This is a genomic window from Zobellella sp. DQSA1 (assembly GCF_041950555.1).
Taxonomy (GTDB): Bacteria; Pseudomonadota; Gammaproteobacteria; order Enterobacterales; family Aeromonadaceae; genus Oceanimonas.
Genome location: NZ_CP169531.1, coordinates 648,015 through 670,757 on the forward strand (window position 1 = coordinate 648,015; position 22,743 = coordinate 670,757).

Genomic DNA, 22,743 nt, shown 5'->3' on the forward strand with positions numbered 1-22,743 from the left:
GCAAAGCGGAGAGAGTCTTATGTTTGAATTGATGAATGATCACGAGCAGGAAGCTGTCATTAAGGTGGTGGGCGTGGGCGGCGGCGGCGGCAACGCGGTCGAGCACATGGTGCGCGAGAACCTGGAAGGGGTGGAGTTCCTGGCCATCAATACCGATGCCCAGGCTCTGCGTAATTCCAGCGCCGACACTACCCTGCAGGTGGGTGGAGCCATCACCAAGGGGCTGGGGGCCGGTGCCAATCCGGAAGTGGGCCGGGATGCGGCGCTGGAAGACAAGGACGCCATTCGCGACCTGCTGGACGGCGCCGACATGGTGTTCATCGCCGCTGGCATGGGTGGGGGGACCGGTACCGGGGCTGCTCCCGTGGTGGCGGAAGTGGCCAAGGAGCTGGGCATCCTCACGGTGGCGGTGGTAACCAAGCCCTTTGCCTTCGAAGGCAAGAAGCGGATGAACTACGCCCAGCAGGGCATCAACGAGCTGGCCAAGCACGTCGACTCGCTGATCACCATTCCCAACGACAAGCTGCTGAAGGTGCTGGGCCGCGGCATTTCCCTGCTGGACGCCTTCAAGGCCGCCAACAACGTGCTGCTGGGCGCGGTACAGGGTATTGCCGAACTGATCACCCGTCCCGGGCTTATCAACGTCGACTTTGCCGACGTGCGCACCGTGATGCGGGAAATGGGGACCGCCATGATGGGTACCGGCAGCGCCACCGGTGAGGACCGCGCCGAGGAGGCCGCCGAAAAAGCCATCTCCAGCCCGCTGCTGGAAGACGTGGATCTGGCCGGCGCCCGCGGCATACTGGTGAACATCACCGCCGGCCTCGACATGACCATCGAAGAGTTCGAAACCGTGGGTAACGCGGTCAAGGCCTTCGCCTCCGAAAACGCCACAGTGGTGGTGGGTACGGTACTGGATCCGGAAATCACCGACGAACTGCGGGTCACCGTGGTGGCTACCGGTATCGGCGCCGAGCGTAAGCCCGATATCACCCTGGTGAAGTCCGGCAGCAGCCGGGACGACAACGGCATGCGTCGGGTGGATACCCCGCGTGAGGAGCAGGCCGGCAAGCTGGTGGTCAACGCCGACAGCACTCAGGCCAAGTCCGAACTGGATTACCTGGATATTCCGGCGTTCTTGCGCAAGCAGGCCGACTGAGAAAGGCTCTCAATTGGCGTAGGCGGATTATTGTGCTAGCATGTCTGACCAATTGAATTTGGTTCGGACCGGGCCTTTTTACTGGCGGATAACCTTATGATTAGACAACGAACCCTTAAGAATACCGTGCGGGCCACCGGAATCGGTCTGCATTCCGGGCACAAGGTACAGATGACTTTTGTACCGGCGCCGGCCAACACAGGTATAGTGTTTCGTCGTACCGATCTGGATCCGCAAGTCGAGATCCGGGCCGATGCTGCTCTGGTCAAGGACACCATGCTCTGCACCGCACTGGTCAACGAGCAGGGTGTGCGCGTGTCGACCATCGAGCACCTGTCGGCGGCGCTGGCGGGCCTCGGCATCGACAACCTCTATATCGAGGTGGACGCACCCGAGGTGCCGGTGATGGACGGCAGCTCCCACCCCTTCATCTACCTGCTCCAGTCCGGCGGCATCCGCGAGCTGAACGCGCTCAAGCGCTTTATTCGCATCAAAAAGCCGGTACGGGTAGAAGACGGCGACAAATGGGCCGAGTTCCGGCCTTATCGCGGCGGTTTCAAGATGGATCTGACCATCGACTTCAAGCATCCGGTGTTCGAAGGCCAGAGCCAGCATCTGGTGCTGGATTTCTCCGGTGCGGCTTTTGTCAAGGAGCTGAGCCGGGCGCGGACTTTCGGCTTCATGCGCGACATCGAGTACCTGCACTCCCAGAACCTGGCCCTGGGTGGCAGCCTGGAAAATGCCGTGGTGCTGGATGACTACAAGGTACTGAACGAAGATGGCCTGCGCTACCCCAACGAGTTCGTCAAGCACAAGATGCTGGACGCCATCGGCGACCTCTATATGTGCAACCACAGTATCCTGGGGGAGTTCCGTGCTTACAAGACCGGCCATGCCCTGAACAACAGCCTGCTGCGAGCCATGCTGGCCAAGGCGGATGCCTGGGAAGTCGTGACCTTTGACGAACAGGGCGCCGAATCGCCGATTCGTTACTACGACAGCGCGTTCAACCCCGCTTGATCCGACCCTGAACACGCCGGTATTCTCTCCGCGCCGGCGTGTTTTGTTTTTTTCCTCTGTAGTGTACATGATGACCAATCCCGCTATCGTTTCTGCTCCCAAGGCGGCTTCCCGCCTCCCGTTTTACCGGTTTTTCGTGGCCGTGGCCCTGTTCCAGTTGCCGCTGGCCCTGTACCTGTACAGCCAATGGCAAGGCAGCCAGCAGCAAAACCTGCAACTCGCCCGCCAACTGGAGCAGCAGCAGCGCAGCCAGCAACAACAACTGCAACGGATCGGCCAGCGCTTGGGCCAGCTGCAGGCGGATCTGGGGCAACTGTCCGCCGTCGGCCAGCGCTTGGTGACCGATTATGACCTGAGCGATGAGATCAGCCTGCAACGACTGGATCCCAACCTGCTCAAACGCCCTTTCAACGGTTTTTCCGAGCTGCATCAGGGACTGGCCCAGTTGTCGGTGCAGTCCCGGGAATATGGCATGACCCTGGCTGCCCTTGAATCTCTGCTGCTTAATCTCCATATAAACGAGATTACCCAGATCCAGGGGCACCCGGTGCCCGATGGTACCGCCCGCCTGAGCTCCGGTTTCGGCCAGCGCCGGGATCCCTTCACGGGCCGGGCGCGCTGGCACAAGGGGGTGGATTTTTCCGGTAAACTGGGGCAGCCGATCGCCGCCACCGCCGCCGGCGTGGTCAGCACCGTGGATCATCACCCCGCTTTCGGCGGCTTGGTTGAGATCAATCATGGCCAGGGCTGGGTGACCCGTTATGCTCACGTGGATACCAAGCTGGTCGAGGTCGGTGACTATGTGGACAAGGGCCAGCATATCGCCCTGATGGGGCGGACCGGCCGGGCAACCGGGGTTCATTTGCATTACGAAGTACTGAAAGGGAACAAGCAGCTGGATCCGGTGCGGTTCCTGCCCAACTAGTTTTTCGGCTCCGCCCGGGCGGAGCTTTATCTTCCAACATCATTATTGGCCAAGCATGATTACCAAACTTTTCACCAAGATAATCGGTAGCCGCAACGACAGAACACTCAAGCGGTTGCGTAAAGTTGTCAATGAAATCAATGCGATGGAGCCTAAGCTCGAAGCGCTGAACGATGCCGAACTGCAGGCCAAGACCGCCGAGTTCCGCACTCGTCTGGAACAGGGTGAGCCCCTTGAGCAGATTTTGCCGGAAGCTTTCGCCACGGTGCGCGAAGCATCCAGGCGAGTCTTCGAGATGCGCCACTTCGATGTGCAGATGATCGGCGGCATGGTACTGCACAACAACCAGATCGCCGAGATGAAGACCGGGGAAGGCAAGACCCTGACCGGTACCCTGCCGGTGTATCTGAACGCCCTGACCGGTCGCGGCGTGCACGTGGTGACGGTGAACGATTACCTGGCCCGGCGTGATGCCGAAGCCAACCGGCCGCTGTTCGAGTTCCTCGGCCTGACCGTGGGGTGCAACCTGCCGGGCATGGACCATGCCGAAAAACGCGAGGCGTATGCCTGTGACATCACCTACGGCACCAATAATGAATTCGGCTTCGACTACCTGCGCGACAACATGGCCTTCACCCCCCAGCAGCGGGTACAGCGTCCGCTGTATTATGCCCTGGTGGATGAGGTAGACTCGGTGCTGATCGACGAGGCCCGTACCCCGCTTATCATCTCCGGTCCGGCGGAGGACAGCTCCGAACTCTATATCCGCATCAATACCCTGATCCCCAAGCTGGTCAAGCAGGACAAGGAAGACACCGAGGAATATACCGGCGATGGCCATTACACGGTGGACGAGAAGAACAAGCAGGCGCTGCTGACCGAAAACGGCCAGATCTTCGTGGAAGAGGAACTCAAGCGCATGGGGCTGCTGGCGGAAGAGGACTCCCTGTTTTCCGCCGGTAACATCATCCTGCTGGCCCACGTTAACGCCGGCTTGCGGGCCCATACCCTGTTCGAGCTCAATGTCGACTACATAGTACAGGATAACGAGGTGGTGATCGTCGACGAGCATACCGGCCGCACCATGCCGGGCCGGCGCTGGTCCGAGGGGTTGCACCAGGCGGTGGAAGCCAAGGAAGGGGTCAAGATTCAGAACGAGAACCAGACCCTGGCCTCCATTACCTTCCAGAACTATTTCCGTTTGTACGAGAAGCTGGCGGGCATGACCGGCACCGCCGATACCGAAGCCTTCGAGTTCCAGCATATCTATGGCCTGGATACGGTGGTGATCCCCACCAACAAGCCGATGGTGCGCAAGGACATGGGGGATCTGGTCTACCTGACCGCCGCCGAAAAATATCAGGCCATCGTCGCCGACATCAAGGATTGTGTGGAGCGGGGCCAGCCGGTGCTGGTGGGCACCGTGTCCATCGAGAACTCCGAACTGCTGTCCCGTATCCTCAAGCAGGAAGGCATCAAGCACCAGGTGCTCAATGCCAAGTTCCACGCCAAGGAAGCGGAAATCATTGCCCAGGCGGGTCGCAGTAGTGCCGTGACCATCGCTACCAACATGGCCGGCCGGGGTACCGATATCGTGCTGGGGGGCAACTGGCAGGCGGAGATCGAGGCGCTGGAGCAGCCGACGCCGGAGCTTATCGCCGCCATCAGGACCGACTGGCAGCAACGCCATGGCGCGGTGATCAATGCCGGCGGCCTGCATATTATCGGTACCGAGCGGCACGAATCCCGCCGTATCGACAACCAGCTGCGCGGCCGTGCCGGTCGTCAGGGCGATCCGGGTTCCAGCCGTTTTTACCTGTCGATGGAAGATGCGCTGATGCGGATCTTCGCCTCCGAGCGGGTTACCAGCATGATGAAGAAGCTGGGCATGGAAGAGGGTGAGGCCATCGAGCATCCCTGGGTGACCCGGGCCATCGAAAACGCCCAGCGCAAGGTGGAAACCCGTAACTTCGATATCCGCAAGAATTTGCTGGAGTTCGACGATGTGGCCAACGACCAGCGCAAGGTGGTCTACGAACAGCGCAACGAGCTGCTGGATTCCGGCGATATCAAGGACACCATCGAAGTGATTAGGGACGATGTGCTGAGCGGTATCATCGACGAGTACATCCCGCCCCAGTCGCTGGAGGAAATGTGGGACGTTCCCGGGCTGGAGCTGCGGCTGCGGGGTGACTTTGCGCTGGATCTGCCCATCGGTGACTGGCTGAAGCAGGACGAGAAACTGCACGACGAGCAACTGCGCGAGCGTATCCTGGCGGCGGCGGCCCAGGCCTATGCCGACAAGGAGATGGTGGTCGGGGCCGCCGTTCTGCGCCAGTTCGAGACCTCGGTGATGCTGCAGACCCTGGATACCCTGTGGAAAGAGCACCTGGCGGCGATGGATCACCTGCGCCAGGGCATTCACCTGCGCGGCTACGCGCAGAAGAACCCCAAGCAGGAATACAAGCGTGAGTCCTACGAGCTGTTCACCCAGTTGCTGGACAACCTCAAGCGGGAAGTGATTAGCATCCTCAGCCGGGTACGGGTGCAGACCCAGGAAGAAGTGGAAGCGGCGGAGGCCAAGCGGCGCGAGGCGGCCGAGCGCCTGCCCCAGAGCTACAGCCATGCGGAGGCGGACAACCCGCTGGCCGAAGCCAGGCCGGCCGGAGAGGCCGCCCCCTTCGTGCGTGAAGGGGAAAAAGTGGGGCGTAATGACCCCTGTCCCTGCGGCTCCGGCAAAAAGTACAAGCAATGTCACGGCAAGCTGAGCTGAGCCAGGCATCCCGCCCCTGACCAGTGAAACCGCCCTGCAATCCAGGGCGGTTTTTTTATTGCCTGTTGCCAGTGCGCGATGATACCGCGCCATCATCGGCTATTAGAACCTGTTAGGGTCCAGCCAAGAGGTAATCCCTGTTGCCTCTTTCAAGCCCCGCTGCCGTCTGATGGCGGAGTCCCCGGGATGGGCCTGCGGCATGTCGGCGGAGTAGTGCGCTTCGGCCGAGTACATCAGATCTCAAACCGTCTCTTGGTGAATCCAATTGCCACCCGCGGGATAAAAATATCGATTCAGGCATGGAATCGATTGGCTATCGCTTCACTTTCACGGGCTTCCCGGTATGATTGTGGTCAATTTTGTATTCGATTAATTTATAAATTGTATCGAGTGTATGTCGCCGTTATTGGAGCCACTATGAATAAAAGCTTGACCCTCAAGGCCATCATTCGCCTGGTTTTCCTGGTGGTGCTGGCCCTGGCCCTGTCACTGGGGGCGGCCCTCTACCTGCTGCTGCAGTCCCAGCAGGGGGTGAGCCGGGCCCAGGAGGAACGCTATCAGTATTTCAATTCCGCCAACATGCTGCGGTTGTACTCTTCCGAGCTGTCGACCCATATTCGTAACTATGTGGTGACCGGCAACCAGGACAAGTTGAACGCCTACCATGGCGTGCTGGCGATCACCGAAGGCAAGGCGCCGCGGGTGGATGGCCGCATCCTGTCCAATGAACAGCTGCTGGCGGAAATGGTATTGAGCCCGGCCGAGATGAATCTGCTGGAGCAGGGACGGCGGGCCACCCTTACGATGATTGAACTGGAGGAGCAGGCCATCACCCTGGCCAGGGCTGGAAACCTGCAGCAGGCCCAGGCCCGGGTACTGGGCCCCGACTATGATCGGGAGCGGGGAATCCTGACCAACGCGGTGAATGACTTCATTTCCCTGCTGATCGCGCGCCAGTCCGAGCAGTTGCAGGCTCAGGAACGCCGCAATGGCCAGATGGTCAGCCTGATGGTGGCGATGGTGCTGTTGCTGGTGGGCCTCAGTCTGGTGTTGGGATGGACCTTGCAGCGTACCGTGCTGCAGCCCCTGGGAGCGGAGCCGGGTGAGATGGAGCGGGTAGCCGCCAGCATTGCAGATGGTGACCTGAGCCTTGCCTTTGCCCCCGGAACCCGGGGAGTGTACGGCAAGCTGCACCATATGACCGACAAGCTGCGCGGGCTGATCGGCCAGATCAACCAGTCCAGCGCCAGCCTGGCTTCGGCGGCGGAGGAGACCTCGGCGGTTTCGCTGCAGACCAGCAGCAACCTGAGCCGACAGCAGCAGGATACCGAGCAGGTGGCTACCGCCATCAACGAGATGTCGGCCACGGTGCAGGAGGTGTCCCACAATACCAGCCAGGCGGCTGGGTCGGCCCGGGCGGCTCATGAGGCGGCCGAGCAGGGGAAGCGGGTGGTGCAGCAGACGGTCGGCTTTATCAGCCGCCTGGCGGAAGAAGTCGCGACCACCGGTCAGGTGGTGCAATCCCTGGCCGACAGCAGCAACCAGATAAGCTCTGTGGTACAGGTGATCCAGGAAATTGCCGATCGCACCAACCTGCTGGCCTTGAATGCCGCCATCGAAGCGGCCCGCGCCGGCGAGCAGGGCCGGGGTTTCGCGGTGGTGGCCACCGAGGTGCGCAACCTGGCGGAGCAGACCCAGCAGTCTTCCCAGGAAATTGTGACCACCATTACCAAGCTGCAGGCCGATGCGGATCTGGCCATGGCGGCGATGGCCAGCGGCCAGGCCCAGGCCGAGCAGACGGTTACCCGTGCCCGTGAGGCGGAGCAGGCACTGGAGTTGATCAGTGCGGCGGTGCAGACCATTCACGATATGAATACCCAGATTGCCAGCGCGGTGGACGAGCAGGCGGCGGTGACCGAAGACATCAGCCGCAATATCTCCAATATCCATGCCATGGGCGGGGAAACGGCGGCCGGTGCGGATCAGACCGCCAGCGCCAGTCGGGAGCTGGCCAAGCTGGCCGAGCAACTGCAACTGGCGGTGCAGGGTTTCCGTCTGGAGCGGAGCGAACCGGGTCTGTCTGCGCGCCGTTGAGCCATCCGGGCGGAGGACTCACTCCGCCCATGTTCCTCCGTTGCCCTGAACCGGGTAGCCGCCCTTGTTCCCTCCGGGTCCCCTCAGTATACTGCCGTCTCTCAAAACGCGAGGTTCCTTCATGTTAAAGCTGCTGCGGCTGTTATTGCTTGCCCTGGCCATGATAGTGGTCTTTGTACTGGGCACCCTGGTGTGCCTGCTGCGCCCCCGTCACCCCAACAATGTCTATCTGCTGGGGCGGCTGTTTCACAAGGCCTGCCCGCTGGTGGGGCTCAAGGTCAGGATTCGGGGCTACGAGCACGTCAAGCACCTGCACTCGGCGGTCTACATCGCCAACCACCAGAGCAATTGGGACATTATCGCCTTGCCCGGTGCGGTGATGCCGCGTACCGTGGCTATCGGCAAGAGCAGCCTGTTCTGGGTCCCCCTGTTCGGCCAGCTGTTCTGGCTCAGCGGCAACCTGCTGATCAATCGCGAGAACAAGGCCAAGGCGGCGAGCACCATCGGCACCGTGGTGGACAAGATACGCCGGCGCAACATGTCGATCTGGATGTTTCCCGAAGGCACCCGCAGCAAGGGCAAGGGCCTGTTGCCCTTCAAGACCGGCGCCTTTCATATCGCCCTGCAGGCTCGGGTGCCCGTAGTGCCCATCGCCTGCTCCAGCTATTTCGGGCAGGTGGACTTGAACCGCTGGGATAATGGCGAGCTGATTGTCGAGATCATGCCGCCAATCGATACTCAGCAGCATGAACCGGCTCATTTGCGCGAGCTGCTCAAGCACAGCCGTCAACTGATTGCCGATCGTATTGCCGAGCTGGACACTGAAGTCCGCCGGCCCTAAGCTTTTGCCTCATCCCCGTAGCCGGCCCAGGAGCCCCATATGAGTGAACAGCAAGACTGGCGGGAAGAAACCCGCGAGATTATCGCCTCCCTGCTGGAAGACGGCAGCAACCCGGAGGCGGAATACACCATAGAGCATCACTTCTCCGGCCAGGATTTTGCCCGCCTGGAAAAGGCGGCGGTAGACTGCTTCAAGGCGGAATTCGAAGTGACCGACGCCGAAGAGCTGACCCTGGAACGCGGCCAACTGCTGTTGTGTTTCGACGCCATCAAGGACGGCCCCCTGACCGAGGAGGCCATCATGGCCCAGATTGAACAACTGCTGCCGATTGCCGAGAAATACGGTATCGAGTATGACGGCTGGGGGACCTACTTCGAAGAGTAGGTTCAGCCCAGGGGCAGCATCAGGGCCATTTCGCAATCGTTATGCCCGGTGTTGCCCAGCCGTTCACAAGGGATGAACCCCAGCCCCCGGTAGAGTGCCAGCGCTTCTCCCACACAGACGGTGGTTTCCCGGTAGCGGTGGCGATAGCCCAGCTGCCGGGCCTGCTCCAGCATCTGCACTGCCAGCCGTTTGCCCAGTTCCCGTACTAGTAGGCGGGCGGGATGATGCAGCGAGGCAGTCATGTCCATGGGTGACTCCTTGATTGTTGTTTATCGCAACCATATTTTTGTGGCACCGGAGCGGGTGCTTGGCAGCGCTATTGGCTAACCTTAAATTCAGGCAGGATGGAAAAAGGAAAGCGCCATGGACAAGGCCGGCACCCTCCCTCTGTTATTACTGCTGGCAGCCCTGCTCGCACTGAGCGGCTGCAGCGAGATCCAGGCCCGGCTGGGCCGGCACCTGTTGCCCGAGCCGCCCGAGCTGGTGGTGGAGGCGCTACCGCCCGGTTATGATCCCGCCGCTCCCCGGCCGTCCTATGGAGGACCCCATGCATCCCAGGTTCCCCTGGATCTGTCCGGCTTCGATTTTCCCATCGCGCCGGGACAGGTGGGCCCGGTGGATACCTCTCTCGGCCTGCAATACCCTTTCGCCTGCAATACCGAGGACTCGGATCTCGGCCAGCCGCTGGTGGACAACCGGGAAGGCATCGGCACGCCGGTGTTCGAGGAACGGGATGGGGTCAAGGACAAGCGAAGCCTGCTCGGCCACAGCAAGGACTGCCTGTTGCCGACCCGGCTGGATTACTTCTACAAGGTGGAGGGGCGCGACGATTTCAGGCCCTGGCCGGAGGACGACGATCCGGAGGATCTGGCCTGGCTGGAATGGCAGGGACAGCGGATTCCCTTCGTGCTCCGGGTGGAGCGGGGCACCATCAACCGTTTCATCTACGTGATCGCCATGCTGGCGGATCCTGAGGCACCGGTTACCGACAGCCACAGCCCCTACTGGAACAACAAGCTTATCTACCACTTCAAGGGCGGGGTGGGCATCGGCAAGCGCCAGGGGCGCATGAGCCTGGGCAGCATCGGCTCCCGTCGCATCGAGCAACTGGCCCAGGGGTATGCCCTGGCGGGATCCAGCGGCAATGTGACCAGCAACCACTACAACATGTGGCTGGCGGCCAACACCGCCGAGTTGGTCAAGGCCCAGTTCGCGGCCCGTTATGGTCAGCCGGATTATACGGTGGGCATCGGTGGCTCGGGCGGGGCGGTGCAGCAATACCTGATCGCCCAGAATAAGCCGGGCCTGCTCGATGCCCTGATCCCCCAGTACAGCTACCCGGACATGATCACCCAGAGCGTCTGGGCACTGGATTGCGAACTGCTGGAATACTACTTCGACGTGACCGCCAGGGATAACCCGCGCTGGCAGGCCCAGGAAAACCGGGGTCTGGTGATGGGGGTGGCGGCCAGCAGCGAGGTGGAACACGAGTTCAAGAAATACTATCGCTGGGCGCGGATGGCCGGTTTCGGACTGCGGCTGCCCAGCCTGCCGCCGGGAGCGACCGAGTGTTCCAAGAGCTGGCGGGGGCTTGCGCCGCTGACCAACAATCCCCACTACTCCCACCGGGCTCACCATTATGCGCCGGCGGTAGCCAGGAAGGAGCGATTCAGCCATTGGCATGATCTGGCGTATGTCTACGGGGTGGGGGAAGACGGCTATGCCCACCGTACCCACGACAATGTCGGGGTGCAGTATGGCCTGGATGCCCTGATCCGTGGACAGCTCAGCATGGCGGAGTTTCTCCACCTCAATGCCAACATCGGCAGCTGGAAGGCGCCGAAGGACATGGTGCAGGAGAAACTGTGGGTATTGACCGGCGACGACAGCCTGGCGGGAGTCTCCATCTGGAGCGACCATAACATGCAGAAAACCCCGGGCAGCCCGGTGCCGCTGCGGGTATTCGAGCGCAACCAGGTGGAACTGGTCAAGACGGCGCCCCGCAGCCGTGGGCACATGGCCGCCATGGCGGCCGCCTATCGCTCGGGCCATGTGTTTCTCGGCAATATCGGCATTCCGGTGATCGACCTGCGCCACTATCTGGATCACGAGCTCGACATGCACCACTCCTATGCCACCCTGTCGTCCTGGCTGCGGATCCGGGCGGCTCGGGGCCAGGTGGATAACCTGGTGATCTGGCAGAGCGGCAAGCCCTATGATCCCAGCGACAAGGCCTTCGAGCTGCTCGACGAGTGGCTGACCTCCGGCCGGCGACCGGCGACGGCCCGGGACGCCTGCTGGACCGATCGGGGCGAGTTGATTGCCGAGGGCGAGGGGGTGTGGAACGGCACCTGGCGGGGCGATGCAGATACCGGTGCCTGCCTGGCCCATTATCCCCCCTACCGTTCACCGCGCAATGTGGCGGGCGGCCCGCTCACCGGCGACCTGTTCAAGTGCGCCCTGGTGCCGGTGAGCGAGGCGATAGTGCGAGGGTTTTATGGTCCCATCGAGGCGGCACCGCACAGGAGCATGCTGGAAACCATTTTCCCCGAGGGGGTCTGCGATTATCGCCGCGGTGATGTGTCGCGTCCCCCGGACGCCGAGCTGGGCCTGCTTCCCGTGTTATAGTGACGTAAACGGGAGTCATGGAGCACTCAGGTGGATAATCAGCACGAACCGCACGCCCTGCTGTGGGATGAATACAAATACCGTCACGATCATATCTGGAAGAAGCTGTTCCAGATCACTATTGCCGTGGTGCTGCTGGGGGCCGTGCCCTACCTCAAACCCGACATCACCCGGGTGTTGAAGAGCTGGATCCTGATAGCACCGTTGCTGGGTACGGTATTATCCTTGATCACCCTGTTTCTGATGCACTTCGAACTGACCCTGTTCGCCAGGATTGCCGCCGCCCACCGCCAGCATCAGGAGGCGCTGGGGTTGATCCGCCACGGCCGCCACCACTATTTCCGCTACCTGGTGATGACCTACGTCGGTTTCCTTTTCCTGGTCAGCGTGGCCAATGTGGCCGTGGTGCGACTGTTGTGGCTGGGGCTGGTCGCCTGAGTCAGAAAAAGTGCCGGGCGCGAAAATGGTGCTCTCCTGGTGCCATCTCGTTGCGAATGGCGCTGAGAATGGCCGGCGACATCTGGCCGCCGTCCGCCTCGAAGGTGCCGCACAGCTTGAGGGTGCGGCGAATGTCCACCCTGTGCCCCAGATACTCGAACACCACCCGGGTACAGCTGGGGATGCGCTCGCCGCTGGCCGAGGCCCCTAGGCGAAGGCCGCTCAGTCGCCCCACCCGGCTCTTGAAGGTGGGGATGAGGATGGTCTGGGTCAGTTGGTTGCGGGTGAGCGACTCGTAATCTACCAGGAAGATGCGGTCCGCCAGCAGGTGGGCCATCCCCAGGTACTTGCTGTGGTAGACCCGCTCGCCGGGTGTTTGCTGCAGCCGCTCGGTGCGCTGGTAATAGACGCCCTGGCCACGCTTTTCCAGGCACACCAGGTTGCGCAGTATCTTGCCCGGGAAGGCCATGGAATAGTGGTATTCGAAGTAGTAGCCCAGGTATTTGTCGAGCCCCTGGGAACTGGCCTGCAGCAGTGCCAGGTGGCTGTGCTCCGGATGTTCTTCTTCCACTTCCTGCGGTCGCGGCCGTACCTGGATCAGCAGTTCGAACTGGCTGTGGGGCATCAGTATTTCATGTTCTTCCACCCCGAAAAAATCGCACAGCCGGCGCAGGCTGTGGGCCGACGGCTTGTAGCGGCCGCTCAGGTAGCGGTTGAACTGGGGCCGGTTGACCTTGAGCTTGCGGCACACCTCGGCCACCGACTTGTAATAGCTGCACAACAGGCGCAGGTTCTTGGCGAAATCTTGATGCATGGCGGCTCCCGAAAAACTGCGCCCAGTGTACCCAAAGTCACTTTTCTGCAACAGAGTGCAACTGTAACTGATTGACGCACTGACTGCACCAGATAGCGCCATTTTGCTACAGGGCGCCAAATTCCCCTCCGACCCCTGTTGTTGCTGTAATAACGTGAACGGATGAACCTGTGCGAACGCGCTCAGGCACCGGAAGAGACAGCACGCCGACACGCTGTGAATACATCCCTGTACGCTCGGACACGCCATCCCTGGCGTGTCACGGTCGGCTTAGCTGTATCCTTCCGTTGCCTGCTCAGGATCCCGGTCGTCTGAATCGTCAAACAACTGTGCAAGCTGGTGGGAGAAACCAAATGCAAACACGTACCGAATACGATCTTCTGGGTGAACAGCAGGTACCGGCCGAGGCCTGGTACGGTATCCAGACCCAGCGCGCCAGGCAGAACTTCAACATCACCGGCGTGCCCATCAGCCACTTTCCCGAGCTGATCCAGGCCCTGGCCATGGTCAAGGCCGCCGCCGCCCGCGCCAACCATCAGCTCGGCCTGCTGCCCGGGTACAAGGCCGAGGCCATCGAGGCCGCCTGTGCCGACATCATCCGCGGCGAGTTGCACGACCAATTTGTGGTGGATCTGATCCAGGGCGGGGCCGGTACCTCCACCAACATGAACGCCAACGAGGTGATCGCCAACCTGGCCCTGAGCAAGCTGGGGCATGAGCGTGGCCGGTACAAGGAGCTGCACCCCAACAACGACGTCAACCGCTCCCAATCCACCAACGACGCCTATCCCACCGCCGCCCGGTTGGCCATAGTATTCGCCGCCCAGCCGCTGAAACAGGCCATTGCCGGCCTGCAGCAGAGCCTGGCCGACAAGGGCCGGGAATTCGCCCATATCCTCAAGATGGGCCGGACCCAGCTGCAGGACGCGGTGCCCATGACCCTGGGTCAGGAATTCGAGGCCTTCGCCGTCAACCTGGGCGAGGAAGAGGCCCGTATCGACGACGCCTGCCGGCTATTGTGCGAGGTCAACCTGGGCGGCACCGCCATCGGTACCGGCATCAACGCCCATCCCGGCTATGCCGGACGGGCGGTCAAAGAGTTGGCCGTGATCAGTCAGCTGCCGGTGAGTCTGGCCCACAACCTGGTGGAAGCTACTTCCGACATGGGCGCCTTCGTCACCTTCTCCAGTGTGCTCAAGCGGCTGGCGGTGAAGCTGTCCAAGCTCAGTAACGACCTGCGCCTGCTGTCCAGCGGCCCGCGCACCGGCCTGGGCGAGATCATGCTGCCGGCTATGCAGCCCGGCTCCTCCATCATGCCCGGCAAGGTCAACCCGGTGATCCCCGAGGCCATGAACCAGACCGCCTTCCAGGTTATCGGCGCCGATCTGGCGGTAACCCTGGCCGCCGAGGCCGGCCAGCTCCAGCTCAACGCCATGGAGCCGCTGATCATCTACAACCTGCTCAACAGCTGCCGTATGCTGGGCGAGGCCATCCGTATGCTGGACGAACGCTGCGTGCGCGGTATCGAGGCCAACGAAGCCCAGTGTGCCCTGCATGTGCAGAACAGCATCGGTATCGTCACCGCCCTGGTGCCCCATATCGGCTACGACAATGCCAGCCGCATCGCCGGCCAGGCGTTGCTGAGCGGGGCCGGGGTGGCCGAGCTGGTGCAGAAGGAAGGGCTGCTGAGCGAGGCGGAGCTGGCCGCCATCCTGAGTCCGGCGGCCATGGTCGCACCGGTGGCGGTGTAACATGGGGCGGGTACTGATTCTGCATACCGGCGGTACCATCGGCTGTCGGGCGTCGGGCGAGGGGCACAAGCCGGATCCGGATTTCGCCCGACTGCTGCGCCGGCGGCTGGCGGACAGTGGCGAGCCGGAACTGCCCGAGTTCGACGTGATCGAGCTGCACCAGTTGATCGACAGCGCCAACCTGACCCCGGCCCACTGGGCCCAGATCGCCGGCCTGCTGGTGATCCACTGGCAGGACTACGACGGTTTCATGGTGCTGCACGGCACCGATACCATGGCCTACAGCGCGGCGGCGCTGTCTTTCATGCTGCCAGGGCAAGACAAGCCGGTGATCTTCACCGGCTCCCAGATCCCGCTGTCCGAGCGACGCAGCGACGGCCTGGACAACGTTATCAACAGCCTGCACCTGTGCCAGCGGGCGGGGTTGGCCGAGGTCTGCATCTACTTCAACGGCCGGCTGTTGCGGGGCAACCGTACCACCAAGCTCAAGGCCACCGAGCTGGATGCCTTCGCCTCGCCCAACCATCCGCCCCTGGGAGTGGCGGGCATCCGCCTGGAGCCGGAGCCCGGCCTGCTGTTACCGCCGTCGCCGCTGTGCTTCCGCATCCCCGAGTTCGATCCGGAAGCGGTAACGGTGCTCAGCCTCTACCCGGGCATCAGCGCCCGGGCCGCCCGGGCCCTGCTCGACGATGAACGGGTTCGCGGTGCCGTCATGCTGAGCTTCGGGGTGGGCAACCCGCCCGACGCCAACACCGAACTGATGCAGGTGCTGGCGGCGGCGGTGGCCCGGGGCGTGGTCATCGTCAACCGTACCCACTGCCTCTACGGCAAGGTGGATCAGGGCACCTATGCTACCGGCAACAGTCTTAACCGTATCGGCGTGATCCCGGGCGGCGATCTGACGCTGGAGGCGGCCTTCGCCAAGCTGCACTATCTGCTGGCGATGGAAACCGATCCGGAGCGGGTGCGTACACTGATGCGCCAGCCGTTGCGCGGCGAGATGAGCGCCGCCTGAACCTGCAGCGACAGGACCCTTCACAGGGCGTCGTTGCCGGCTGGGTGGTCGCGGCCGTGACGGATACACTTGTAATAAGAGACCGGATCCGTCATGCCGGTCAGATCAACACAGCCGAGGACATAACCATGACTATCAAGACCAAGGCGATGAGCGGCGCCCTGGCCGCCCTCCTGCTGGTGGGCCTGTCGGCCTGTGCCGGCATGTCTGAACGTGAGCGAAACACCGCCATCGGTGCCGGTGTCGGTGGCGTGGCCGGTTCGGTACTGACCGGCGGCAGCACAACCGGGACCATAGGTGGTGCCGTAGTGGGCGGGGTGATCGGCCATCAAGTCGAAAGCAAGGACAAGAAGTAATATCCCTGTTTCCGCGGGAGTGCCGGCTCCCGCCAATCCTTTCCTGCCGGAGTGAATTAGCGCGCAAGAATCGGAGTGCCGAAGGGGGCGGGCGGGGCTACAGTGGGGGTGTTATCCCGCACAGAGGACCAGGCCCATGACCCGCCACCATGCCGAGAACGCCGAATCTATCACCGAGGATCCCCGCTGGGCCGCAGTACAAGCCCGGGATCCGGCCGCCGACGGTCGTTTCTGTTACGGGGTGATCACCACCGGCATCTACTGCCGCCCTTCCTGCCCGTCACGCCGGGCCCGGCCCGAACATGTCCGCTTCTACGAGTCGGCGGCGGCGGCCGAAGCGGCGGGGTTCAGGCCCTGCCGGCGCTGCCGGCCCGAGCACGAAGGCCCGGCCGGCCGGCCGGCGCTGGTCACGGCCCTGTGCCGTTATATCGAGCAGGCACCGCAGATTCCCACCTTGGCCGAGCTGGCGGCCTACGCCGGGCTCAGCCCCTGGCATCTGCAGCGGCTGTTCAAGGCCGGAACCGGACTCAGCCCCAGGTCCTATGCCCAGGCCCTGAGGGCGGGCCGGGTGCGGCGAGAGCTGGCTCGGGAGCATAATGTGACCGAGGCCATCTTCGAGGCCGGCTATGGCTCGGGCAGCCGTTTTTACGAAGAATCCGACCGGCTGCTGGGCATGACCCCGGGGCGTTATCGCACCGGCGGTGCCGGCACCGACATCCGCTTCGCCGTCGGCCAGTGCAGTCTGGGTGCCATACTGGTGGCTATGAGTGACAGGGGCATCTGCGCCATTCTGCTGGGGGACGATGCCGAAGCGCTGTTGCGGGAATTGCAGGATCGTTTCCCCGCCGCCAGTCTGATCGGTGGTGATTCGGACTTCGAGCAACGGGTGGCCCGGGTGGTGGGCTTCGTGGAGTGTCCCCACCAGGGACTCGAGCTGCCGCTCGATATCCGCGGCACCGTCTTTCAGCAGAAGGTATGGCAGGCCCTGCGGCAGATACCGGCGGGGGAGACCATCAGCTACGCCGAACTGGCCCGGCGCATCGGCCAGCCCCGGGCAGTGCGGGCCGTGGCCGGTGCCTGCGCCGCCAACGCCCTGGCGGTGGCCATTCCCTGTCACCGGGTGGTGCGCACCGACGGCGGTCTGTCCGGTTACCGCTGGGGTATCGCCCGCAAGCGGCAATTGCTGGCGCGGGAGGCGGAAGAGGGGAGCGACTTCTGAGACCATCTTTGTGGGGTTGGTATGTTGCGGCCTGGAGAAGAGGCCGTCTGATTCTGATGGTAGAGCCAGCAGGCGGTACTTGGAGCTCCGGGAGGAACAAAGGGAACTGCTCCGCCGGCCCTCAGCGCCAGTGAGGGCGCGGCGGGATGATTCACGGCACGCCGGTGGGGTAGTACGCTTTGGCCGAATACCGTAGATAGTAAACAGGCTCTGGGTGTTCAGTAGGCCCTTTCTCCCAGGTAATTGCCGGGTGGATAGTAGTTGCATACCAGGATAAGGTTGTTGCCGCAGACCGAGGTGGCGCAACCCAGCTCCCGGCTGGAAGGCCAGACCATCTGGGTGTAGTGGCCCACCACCGGCGCCAGCTCCCGGGTCAGCGGTTGGCCCCGATAGTCCCGCTTCTCCTCTTCCCAGGCCCTGACTCCGTCCAGCTCGTCGTAAAAGCCCTGGGTGCCCATAAACAGGTTTTCGCCAAAGCCCGAGCCCTGACTGTGTTCCAGGATACAGCGCCGGGCCAGCACCCCGGCCCAGCGCTCGGCCTGCCCGGTGGCGCGGGCCGACCAGCCCAGCGGGGCAGCCCCTACTTCCTCTCGAGCCTTGTTGTGGGCTTCCAGCAGGGCTCGGCGCTGGACCGGGGTGAGGACGCCGGGACCGGACAGCTCCGGTTCCTGAGGGGGGCCGGGAAGGCGGGGGGCGATGTCCCCGGCCCTCGAGCAGGCCACCAACAGCAGGGAGACAACGACAACGGGCAAGGCTTGCATGGGACGCTCCGAAGGAAGACTGTTTCTCCTATCCTAGGCCCTGTTACCGCTTTATTCCTGGTTTCTCCCCGCAGCGGACCGCTGACACCTCCGTCGGTGATAATGATGGCCTCCCTGCGATTCCGGGCCCGCCCCTCCCGGCCACGTATCTGGCCTGCTTTACCCGGTACATGGCCAGATCGGCCTGCTGCATCAGGGTATCGGCGTCCCTTCCCTGCCCGGGATAGAGTGCCATGCCGATGCTGAGGCTGCTGTGGATGGCCTTTCCTTCCGGCAGGGGGACGGGGGAGGACATGGTCTGGTGCAGATCGCGGATAAGTTGCTCCGCCCCCTGCCGGTCAGTGGGGGGGGAGAGCAGTATGGCGAACTCGTCACCCCCCAGGCGGGCGACCACGTCATGCTGTCGTTTTACCCGCTCGCGCAGCCGCTCCGCCACCGTCATCAGTACCAGATCGCCGGCGGCGTGACCGTAGGTATCGTTGATCTGCTTGAACTTGTTGCAGTCCAGGTAGAGCAGCACGAATTCGTTATTACGGCGGTGAGCCTGCTCCACGGCTTGCCGAAGCCGGCGTTCGAACAGGCCCCTGTTGGCCAGGCCGGTCAGGCCATCATGGGTGGCCTGGTACTCGAGTTCGGCCCTCTCGTCGTCCTGACGCTGTTGCCACAGCTGCAGCTCGTCGAGCAGAGCATTGAAGTTCTGGTTGAGGGAGTGCAGTTCGGCGATGTCGTCATCGGGCAGACGGTGGCTGAAGTCCCGGCGTTTGCGCACGGCGTAGGCCAGGCCTGCCAACCGCTGCAGGGGGGCCACTATGTTGCCCAGCATCCGCCAGGACAGCAGATAGGCTCCGACGGCGCTGAGCAGCAGGCCGGCGAGCAGGGCCAGCAGGCTGTCGAGCAAAAAAGCCAGCAAGGCGCCGCCATGGGCGTCCAGCTCCACCAGGGCTAGCTGGCGACCGGCGTGCTCTATGGGCACCTCGACGCCTTCGGGGAGCAGCCAGAGTGCCAAGCGCCGTTCCAGATCGACACGGCTGCTCTGTGCGGGACGTTGCCACTCGGCAAAAAGCCTTCCGTCCGCAAGTCGGATGCGGGCCCGGCCTATGTCTTCGTCCAGGGCGATGAGTTGCAGATAATGCTGGGCGGTGACACTGTCCTCGAACACCACCGCTGCCTCTGTGGTATAGCCGATAGCCCTGCCTATCTGTTCAAGATTATGTTCGGTATAACCCCGCAGGGCGAGCAGGATGGCGGGAGCCAGGCTGAGGGCGGCGATGCCCACGGCGATAAGGGTGACCTTGAGGTTGGCGCGGCGCACTATCCGCCACAGGGTGGGACGAGGGCTCATGGTGTATCTTCTCCGGGAGCTGTCCAGCAGCCACAGGGCCTCGGCATATTCGCTGGGGGCGGCCACACAGATGTGCCGGGGGAAGGCGTCTCCGGCCAGCGACCGTAACTCAGGATGTCGAGCACGGTTTCCGCCACCGCCCGATAGCGCTGTTCCCCCTGTATAAAGGGCCGTGCAGTATCGGCCATGGCAGGGGCTGCCATCCGCAGTACGAGGAGGTAGCCAAACGGGTGGGACTTCATGTGCCGAGATGCTCTCTTTCACGGATTCAGATGAACAGTCTAACAACTAAAACGGGATTGAGGCATGCGCGAGCGCAAAGAGGATACCCCGGATGGAACCGGGGCATCTTTGCGGGAGGGGCGTTTACAGGCTTTCGATCTGCTCGTGCTGGGCTTGCAGCTTGGTCTGGGTGACCCGGTAGTCGGCCAGTTTTTCCTGCTCCTTGGCGACCACCTCGGGGGGGGCCTTGGCCACGAAACCGGGGTTGCCCAGCTTGCCTTCCAGCCGCTTGATTTCACCGGATACCTTATCCAGCTCCTTCTGCAGGCGTGCCAGCTCGGCGTCTTTGTCGATAAGGCCGGCCATGGGCAGCAGCAGCTCGGTTTCACCGATCAGCTGTTTGGTGGACACCGGCGCGGCTTCGTCCGTACCCAGCAGGGTAATGGACTCGAGCTTGGCCATGGCCTTGAGGAAAGCCTCGTTGTCACGGGCGCGGCGGGCATCGTCGCCGGCCGGGCGCAGCAGCACGGGGAGCGCCTGGCTGGGCGGGATGTTCATCTCGGCGCGCAGGTTGCGGATGGACACGATAAAACGCTTCACCCACTCCAGATCGGCCATTGCCTGCTCGTCTTCCTGCGCCGCATCGACTTGCGGGTAGGCGGCCAGCATGATGCTGTCGCCGGCGCGACCGGCGAGCGGGGCCACCCGCTGCCAGATCTCCTCGGTGATAAAGGGCATGAAGGGATGGGCCAGGCGGAGCAAGGTTTCCAGCACCTCGATCAGGGTCTTGCGGGTGGCACGCTGTTCGGCTTCACTACCGTGCCACAGCACCGGCTTGGTCAGTTCCAGGTACCAGTCGCAGAACTGGTTCCAGATGAACTCGTAGAGCGCATTGGCGGCCCGGTCGAAGCGGTAGCCGTCGAGCGCGCTGCGCACGTCCTTGATGGTGGCCTGCAACTGGGCCTGGATCCAGCGATCCGCCAGCGAATACTGGAGCTCGCCACCCTGTTGGCCGCAGTCCTGCTCTTCGGTGTTCATCAGCACGTAGCGGGAGGCGTTCCACAGCTTGTTGCAGAAGTTGCGGTAGCCGTCCAGGCGCTTCATGTCCCAGTTGATATCGCGGCCGGTGGAGGCCATGGCGCACAGGGTGAAGCGCAGGGCATCGGTGCCGTGGGGTTCGATGCCGTCCGGGAACTCCCCGCGGGTATTCTTCTCTATCTTGGCGGCCAGTTGGGGTTGCATCATGTTGCCGGTACGCTTGGCCACCAGCGACTCCAGGTCGATGCCGTCGATCATGTCGAGGGGATCCAGCACATTGCCCTTGGACTTGGACATCTTGTCGCCGTTCTCGTCGCGGATAAGCCCGGTCACGTAGACGGTCTTGAAAGGCACCTGAGGCTTGCCGTTTTCGTCCTTGAGGAAGTGCATGGTCATCATGATCATGCGCGCCACCCAGAAGAAGATGATGTCGAAGCCGGTAACCAGCACGCTGGACGGGTGGAAGGTCTTGAGCTCCGGGGTCTGCTCCGGCCAGCCCAGGGTGGAGAAGGTCCACAGTGCTGAACTGAACCAGGTGTCGAGCACGTCCTCGTCCTGGCGCAGAATCACCTCGTCGGCCAACTGGTGATTGGTTCGTACTTCCGCCTCGTCGCGGCCCACATAGACCTGGCCATTTTCGTCGTACCAGGCGGGAATGCGGTGGCCCCACCACAGCTGGCGGGAGATGCACCAGTCCTGGATGTCGCGCATCCAGGAGAAATACATGTTCTCATACTGCTTGGGCACGAACTGGATGTCGCCGTCTTCCACCGCCTGGGTGGCCACGGCGGCCAGGGGGCCGGCGCGCACGTACCATTGGTCGGTGAGCATGGGCTCGATCACCACGCCGCCCCGGTCGCCGTAGGGCACGGTCAGCTCATGATCCTTGACCCCGTCGAGCAAGCCCAGTTGCTCCAGCTCGGTCACCACGGCGGTACGGGCGTCATAACGGTCCAGTCTCTGGAACCGGGCCGGCAGTTCGGTGGAGTAGGCGTCGCTCGGCTCGCCCTTGGTGGTGAACACCTCGGCCTGGTCGCGGATCTCGGCGTTCAGGGTGAGCACGTTGATCATCGGCAGGCCGTGGCGCTTGCCGACTTCGTAGTCGTTGAAATCGTGGGCCGGGGTGATCTTGACGCAGCCGGTGCCCTTCTCCATATCGGCGTGCTCGTCGCCGACGATGGGGATGCGGCGGTTGACGATGGGCAGGATGATCTCCTTGCCGATCAAGTCTTTATAGCGCGGATCCTCCGGGTTTACCGCCACCGCGGTATCGCCCAACATGGTTTCGGGGCGAGTGGTGGCCACCACCAGATGGTCCTTGCCGTCGGCGGTTTTCACACCGTCGGCGAGGGGGTAGCGGAAGTGCCACATATGGCCCTTCATCTCGCGGTTTTCCACTTCCAGATCGGAGATGGCGGTGTGCAGCTTGGGATCCCAGTTTACCAGGCGTTTTCCCCGGTAGATGAGGTCGTCTTCGTACAGTTGCACAAATACTTCTTTCACCGCGTTGGACAGGCCCTCGTCCATGGTGAAGCGTTCACGCTCCCAGTCCACCGAGGCGCCCAGGCGGCGCAGCTGGCGGGTGATGGTGCCGCCGGATTCCTTCTTCCATTCCCAAATCTTGTCGATAAAGGCGTCGCGGCCGTAATCGTGGCGGTTCTTGCCTTCTTCGGCGGCGATCTTGCGCTCCACCACCATCTGGGTGGCGATACCGGCGTGGTCGGTGCCTACCTGCCACAGGGTGTTTTTGCCCTGCATGCGCTGGTAACGGATCAGGGTGTCCATGATGGAGTCCTGGAAGGCGTGGCCCATGTGCAGGCTGCCGGTCACGTTGGGCGGCGGTATCATGATGCTGTAGGCGTCTTTGCTGGTGTCGCCGTGGGCCTTGAAGTAGCCCTTGCTTTCCCATTGCTGGTACAGGGCCTGCTCGATGGCGTTGGGATTAAACGTCTTGTCCATGGTG

18 protein-coding genes are annotated in these 22,743 nt (G+C 62.7%); 13 read left to right on the plus strand and 5 right to left on the minus strand.

All coding sequences use genetic code 11. The features are described from left to right. Positions 1 to 19 precede the first annotated feature (19 nt). The 7 genes from ftsZ to rraB all read left to right on the plus strand — a co-directional run bounded on the left by ftsZ (position 20) and on the right by rraB (position 9,196). Positions 20 to 1,159 (plus strand): cell division protein FtsZ, encoded by a 1,140-nt coding sequence (gene ftsZ, locus ACEVBK_RS03155; RefSeq protein ID WP_375057155.1) that lies wholly within the window; start codon positions 20 to 22, stop codon positions 1,157 to 1,159. A 96-nt stretch (positions 1,160 to 1,255) separates the two neighbouring features. Beyond that, positions 1,256 to 2,179, plus strand: coding sequence for a UDP-3-O-acyl-N-acetylglucosamine deacetylase (gene lpxC / locus ACEVBK_RS03160; RefSeq protein WP_375057156.1), 924 nt, complete (start codon positions 1,256 to 1,258; stop codon positions 2,177 to 2,179). Between the two features lie 67 nt (positions 2,180 to 2,246). After that, positions 2,247 to 3,104, plus strand: a complete 858-nt coding sequence (locus ACEVBK_RS03165; RefSeq protein ID WP_375057157.1) for a M23 family metallopeptidase — start codon at positions 2,247 to 2,249, stop codon at positions 3,102 to 3,104. Positions 3,105 to 3,159: 55 nt separating this feature from the next. Next, the gene (gene secA / locus ACEVBK_RS03170; RefSeq protein ID WP_375057158.1) at positions 3,160 to 5,877 is read left to right on the plus strand and encodes a preprotein translocase subunit SecA; all 2,718 of its coding nucleotides are present in this window, start codon (positions 3,160 to 3,162) and stop codon (positions 5,875 to 5,877) included. A 417-nt stretch (positions 5,878 to 6,294) separates the two neighbouring features. Beyond that, complete coding sequence (locus ACEVBK_RS03175; protein ID WP_375057159.1) at positions 6,295 to 7,971, plus strand: methyl-accepting chemotaxis protein; 1,677 nt, start codon at positions 6,295 to 6,297, stop codon at positions 7,969 to 7,971. A 121-nt stretch (positions 7,972 to 8,092) separates the two neighbouring features. Continuing rightward, positions 8,093 to 8,812: a 1-acylglycerol-3-phosphate O-acyltransferase gene (locus ACEVBK_RS03180; protein ID WP_375057160.1), complete on the plus strand. Its 720-nt coding sequence runs from the start codon at positions 8,093 to 8,095 to the stop codon at positions 8,810 to 8,812. 39 nt (positions 8,813 to 8,851) lie between these two features. Continuing rightward, entirely contained in the window at positions 8,852 to 9,196 is a 345-nt protein-coding gene (gene rraB / locus ACEVBK_RS03185; RefSeq protein ID WP_202082969.1) for a ribonuclease E inhibitor RraB, read from the plus strand. Positions 9,197 to 9,198: 2 nt separating this feature from the next. On the opposite strand, the gene ACEVBK_RS03190 is transcribed toward rraB, so the two are convergent. Beyond that, a complete protein-coding gene (locus ACEVBK_RS03190) occupies positions 9,199 to 9,444 on the minus strand; it encodes a hypothetical protein (RefSeq protein WP_375057162.1) in 246 nt (81 codons plus the stop codon). Between the two features lie 115 nt (positions 9,445 to 9,559). Here ACEVBK_RS03190 and ACEVBK_RS03195 point away from each other — a divergent pair, with 115 nt between their 5' ends. Continuing rightward, the gene (locus tag ACEVBK_RS03195; protein WP_375057163.1) at positions 9,560 to 11,824 is read left to right on the plus strand and encodes a DUF6351 family protein; all 2,265 of its coding nucleotides are present in this window, start codon (positions 9,560 to 9,562) and stop codon (positions 11,822 to 11,824) included. Between the two features lie 30 nt (positions 11,825 to 11,854). Further along, entirely contained in the window at positions 11,855 to 12,262 is a 408-nt protein-coding gene (locus ACEVBK_RS03200; RefSeq protein WP_375057164.1) for a hypothetical protein, read from the plus strand. A 1-nt stretch (position 12,263) separates the two neighbouring features. On the opposite strand, the gene ACEVBK_RS03205 is transcribed toward ACEVBK_RS03200, so the two are convergent. Beyond that, positions 12,264 to 13,076: a helix-turn-helix domain-containing protein gene (locus tag ACEVBK_RS03205; RefSeq protein WP_375057165.1), complete on the minus strand. Its 813-nt coding sequence runs from the start codon at positions 13,074 to 13,076 to the stop codon at positions 12,264 to 12,266. A 353-nt stretch (positions 13,077 to 13,429) separates the two neighbouring features. Here ACEVBK_RS03205 and ACEVBK_RS03210 point away from each other — a divergent pair, with 353 nt between their 5' ends. The 4 genes from ACEVBK_RS03210 (at position 13,430) to ada (ending at position 17,417) form a co-directional block, all read left to right on the plus strand. Then, positions 13,430 to 14,827: an aspartate ammonia-lyase gene (locus ACEVBK_RS03210; protein WP_375057166.1), complete on the plus strand. Its 1,398-nt coding sequence runs from the start codon at positions 13,430 to 13,432 to the stop codon at positions 14,825 to 14,827. A 1-nt stretch (position 14,828) separates the two neighbouring features. Then, positions 14,829 to 15,842, plus strand: coding sequence for a type I asparaginase (locus ACEVBK_RS03215; protein WP_375057167.1), 1,014 nt, complete (start codon positions 14,829 to 14,831; stop codon positions 15,840 to 15,842). Positions 15,843 to 15,970: 128 nt separating this feature from the next. Continuing rightward, on the plus strand, positions 15,971 to 16,198 hold the full coding sequence (locus ACEVBK_RS03220; protein ID WP_375057169.1) for a glycine zipper 2TM domain-containing protein: 228 nt from the start codon (positions 15,971 to 15,973) through the stop codon (positions 16,196 to 16,198). Positions 16,199 to 16,334: 136 nt separating this feature from the next. After that, positions 16,335 to 17,417: a bifunctional DNA-binding transcriptional regulator/O6-methylguanine-DNA methyltransferase Ada gene (gene ada / locus ACEVBK_RS03225; protein WP_375057170.1), complete on the plus strand. Its 1,083-nt coding sequence runs from the start codon at positions 16,335 to 16,337 to the stop codon at positions 17,415 to 17,417. A 218-nt stretch (positions 17,418 to 17,635) separates the two neighbouring features. Here the strand turns inward: ada and ACEVBK_RS03230 are convergent, their stop codons facing one another. The 3 genes from ACEVBK_RS03230 to ACEVBK_RS03240 form a co-directional block, all read right to left on the minus strand. Beyond that, positions 17,636 to 18,178: a CAP domain-containing protein gene (locus ACEVBK_RS03230; protein ID WP_375057171.1), complete on the minus strand. Its 543-nt coding sequence runs from the start codon at positions 18,176 to 18,178 to the stop codon at positions 17,636 to 17,638. A 43-nt stretch (positions 18,179 to 18,221) separates the two neighbouring features. Further along, positions 18,222 to 19,520: a diguanylate cyclase domain-containing protein gene (locus ACEVBK_RS03235; protein WP_375057173.1), complete on the minus strand. Its 1,299-nt coding sequence runs from the start codon at positions 19,518 to 19,520 to the stop codon at positions 18,222 to 18,224. Between the two features lie 366 nt (positions 19,521 to 19,886). Beyond that, on the minus strand, positions 19,887 to 22,739 hold the full coding sequence (locus ACEVBK_RS03240; protein ID WP_375057174.1) for a valine--tRNA ligase: 2,853 nt from the start codon (positions 22,737 to 22,739) through the stop codon (positions 19,887 to 19,889). Positions 22,740 to 22,743 lie beyond the last annotated feature (4 nt).

Coding starts and splice junctions, on each gene's coding strand:
- ftsZ (WP_375057155.1), top strand. CDS start 20: ATGTTTGAATTGATGAATGATCACGAGCAGGAAGCTGTCATTAAGGTG.
- lpxC (WP_375057156.1), top strand. CDS start 1,256: ATGATTAGACAACGAACCCTTAAGAATACCGTGCGGGCCACCGGAATC.
- ACEVBK_RS03165 (WP_375057157.1), top strand. CDS start 2,247: ATGATGACCAATCCCGCTATCGTTTCTGCTCCCAAGGCGGCTTCCCGC.
- secA (WP_375057158.1), top strand. CDS start 3,160: ATGATTACCAAACTTTTCACCAAGATAATCGGTAGCCGCAACGACAGA.
- ACEVBK_RS03175 (WP_375057159.1), top strand. CDS start 6,295: ATGAATAAAAGCTTGACCCTCAAGGCCATCATTCGCCTGGTTTTCCTG.
- ACEVBK_RS03180 (WP_375057160.1), top strand. CDS start 8,093: ATGTTAAAGCTGCTGCGGCTGTTATTGCTTGCCCTGGCCATGATAGTG.
- rraB (WP_202082969.1), top strand. CDS start 8,852: ATGAGTGAACAGCAAGACTGGCGGGAAGAAACCCGCGAGATTATCGCC.
- ACEVBK_RS03190 (WP_375057162.1), bottom strand. CDS start 9,444: ATGGACATGACTGCCTCGCTGCATCATCCCGCCCGCCTACTAGTACGG.
- ACEVBK_RS03195 (WP_375057163.1), top strand. CDS start 9,560: ATGGACAAGGCCGGCACCCTCCCTCTGTTATTACTGCTGGCAGCCCTG.
- ACEVBK_RS03205 (WP_375057165.1), bottom strand. CDS start 13,076: ATGCATCAAGATTTCGCCAAGAACCTGCGCCTGTTGTGCAGCTATTAC.
- ACEVBK_RS03210 (WP_375057166.1), top strand. CDS start 13,430: ATGCAAACACGTACCGAATACGATCTTCTGGGTGAACAGCAGGTACCG.
- ACEVBK_RS03215 (WP_375057167.1), top strand. CDS start 14,829: ATGGGGCGGGTACTGATTCTGCATACCGGCGGTACCATCGGCTGTCGG.
- ACEVBK_RS03220 (WP_375057169.1), top strand. CDS start 15,971: ATGACTATCAAGACCAAGGCGATGAGCGGCGCCCTGGCCGCCCTCCTG.
- ada (WP_375057170.1), top strand. CDS start 16,335: ATGACCCGCCACCATGCCGAGAACGCCGAATCTATCACCGAGGATCCC.
- ACEVBK_RS03230 (WP_375057171.1), bottom strand. CDS start 18,178: ATGCAAGCCTTGCCCGTTGTCGTTGTCTCCCTGCTGTTGGTGGCCTGC.
- ACEVBK_RS03235 (WP_375057173.1), bottom strand. CDS start 19,520: ATGAGCCCTCGTCCCACCCTGTGGCGGATAGTGCGCCGCGCCAACCTC.
- ACEVBK_RS03240 (WP_375057174.1), bottom strand. CDS start 22,739: ATGGACAAGACGTTTAATCCCAACGCCATCGAGCAGGCCCTGTACCAG.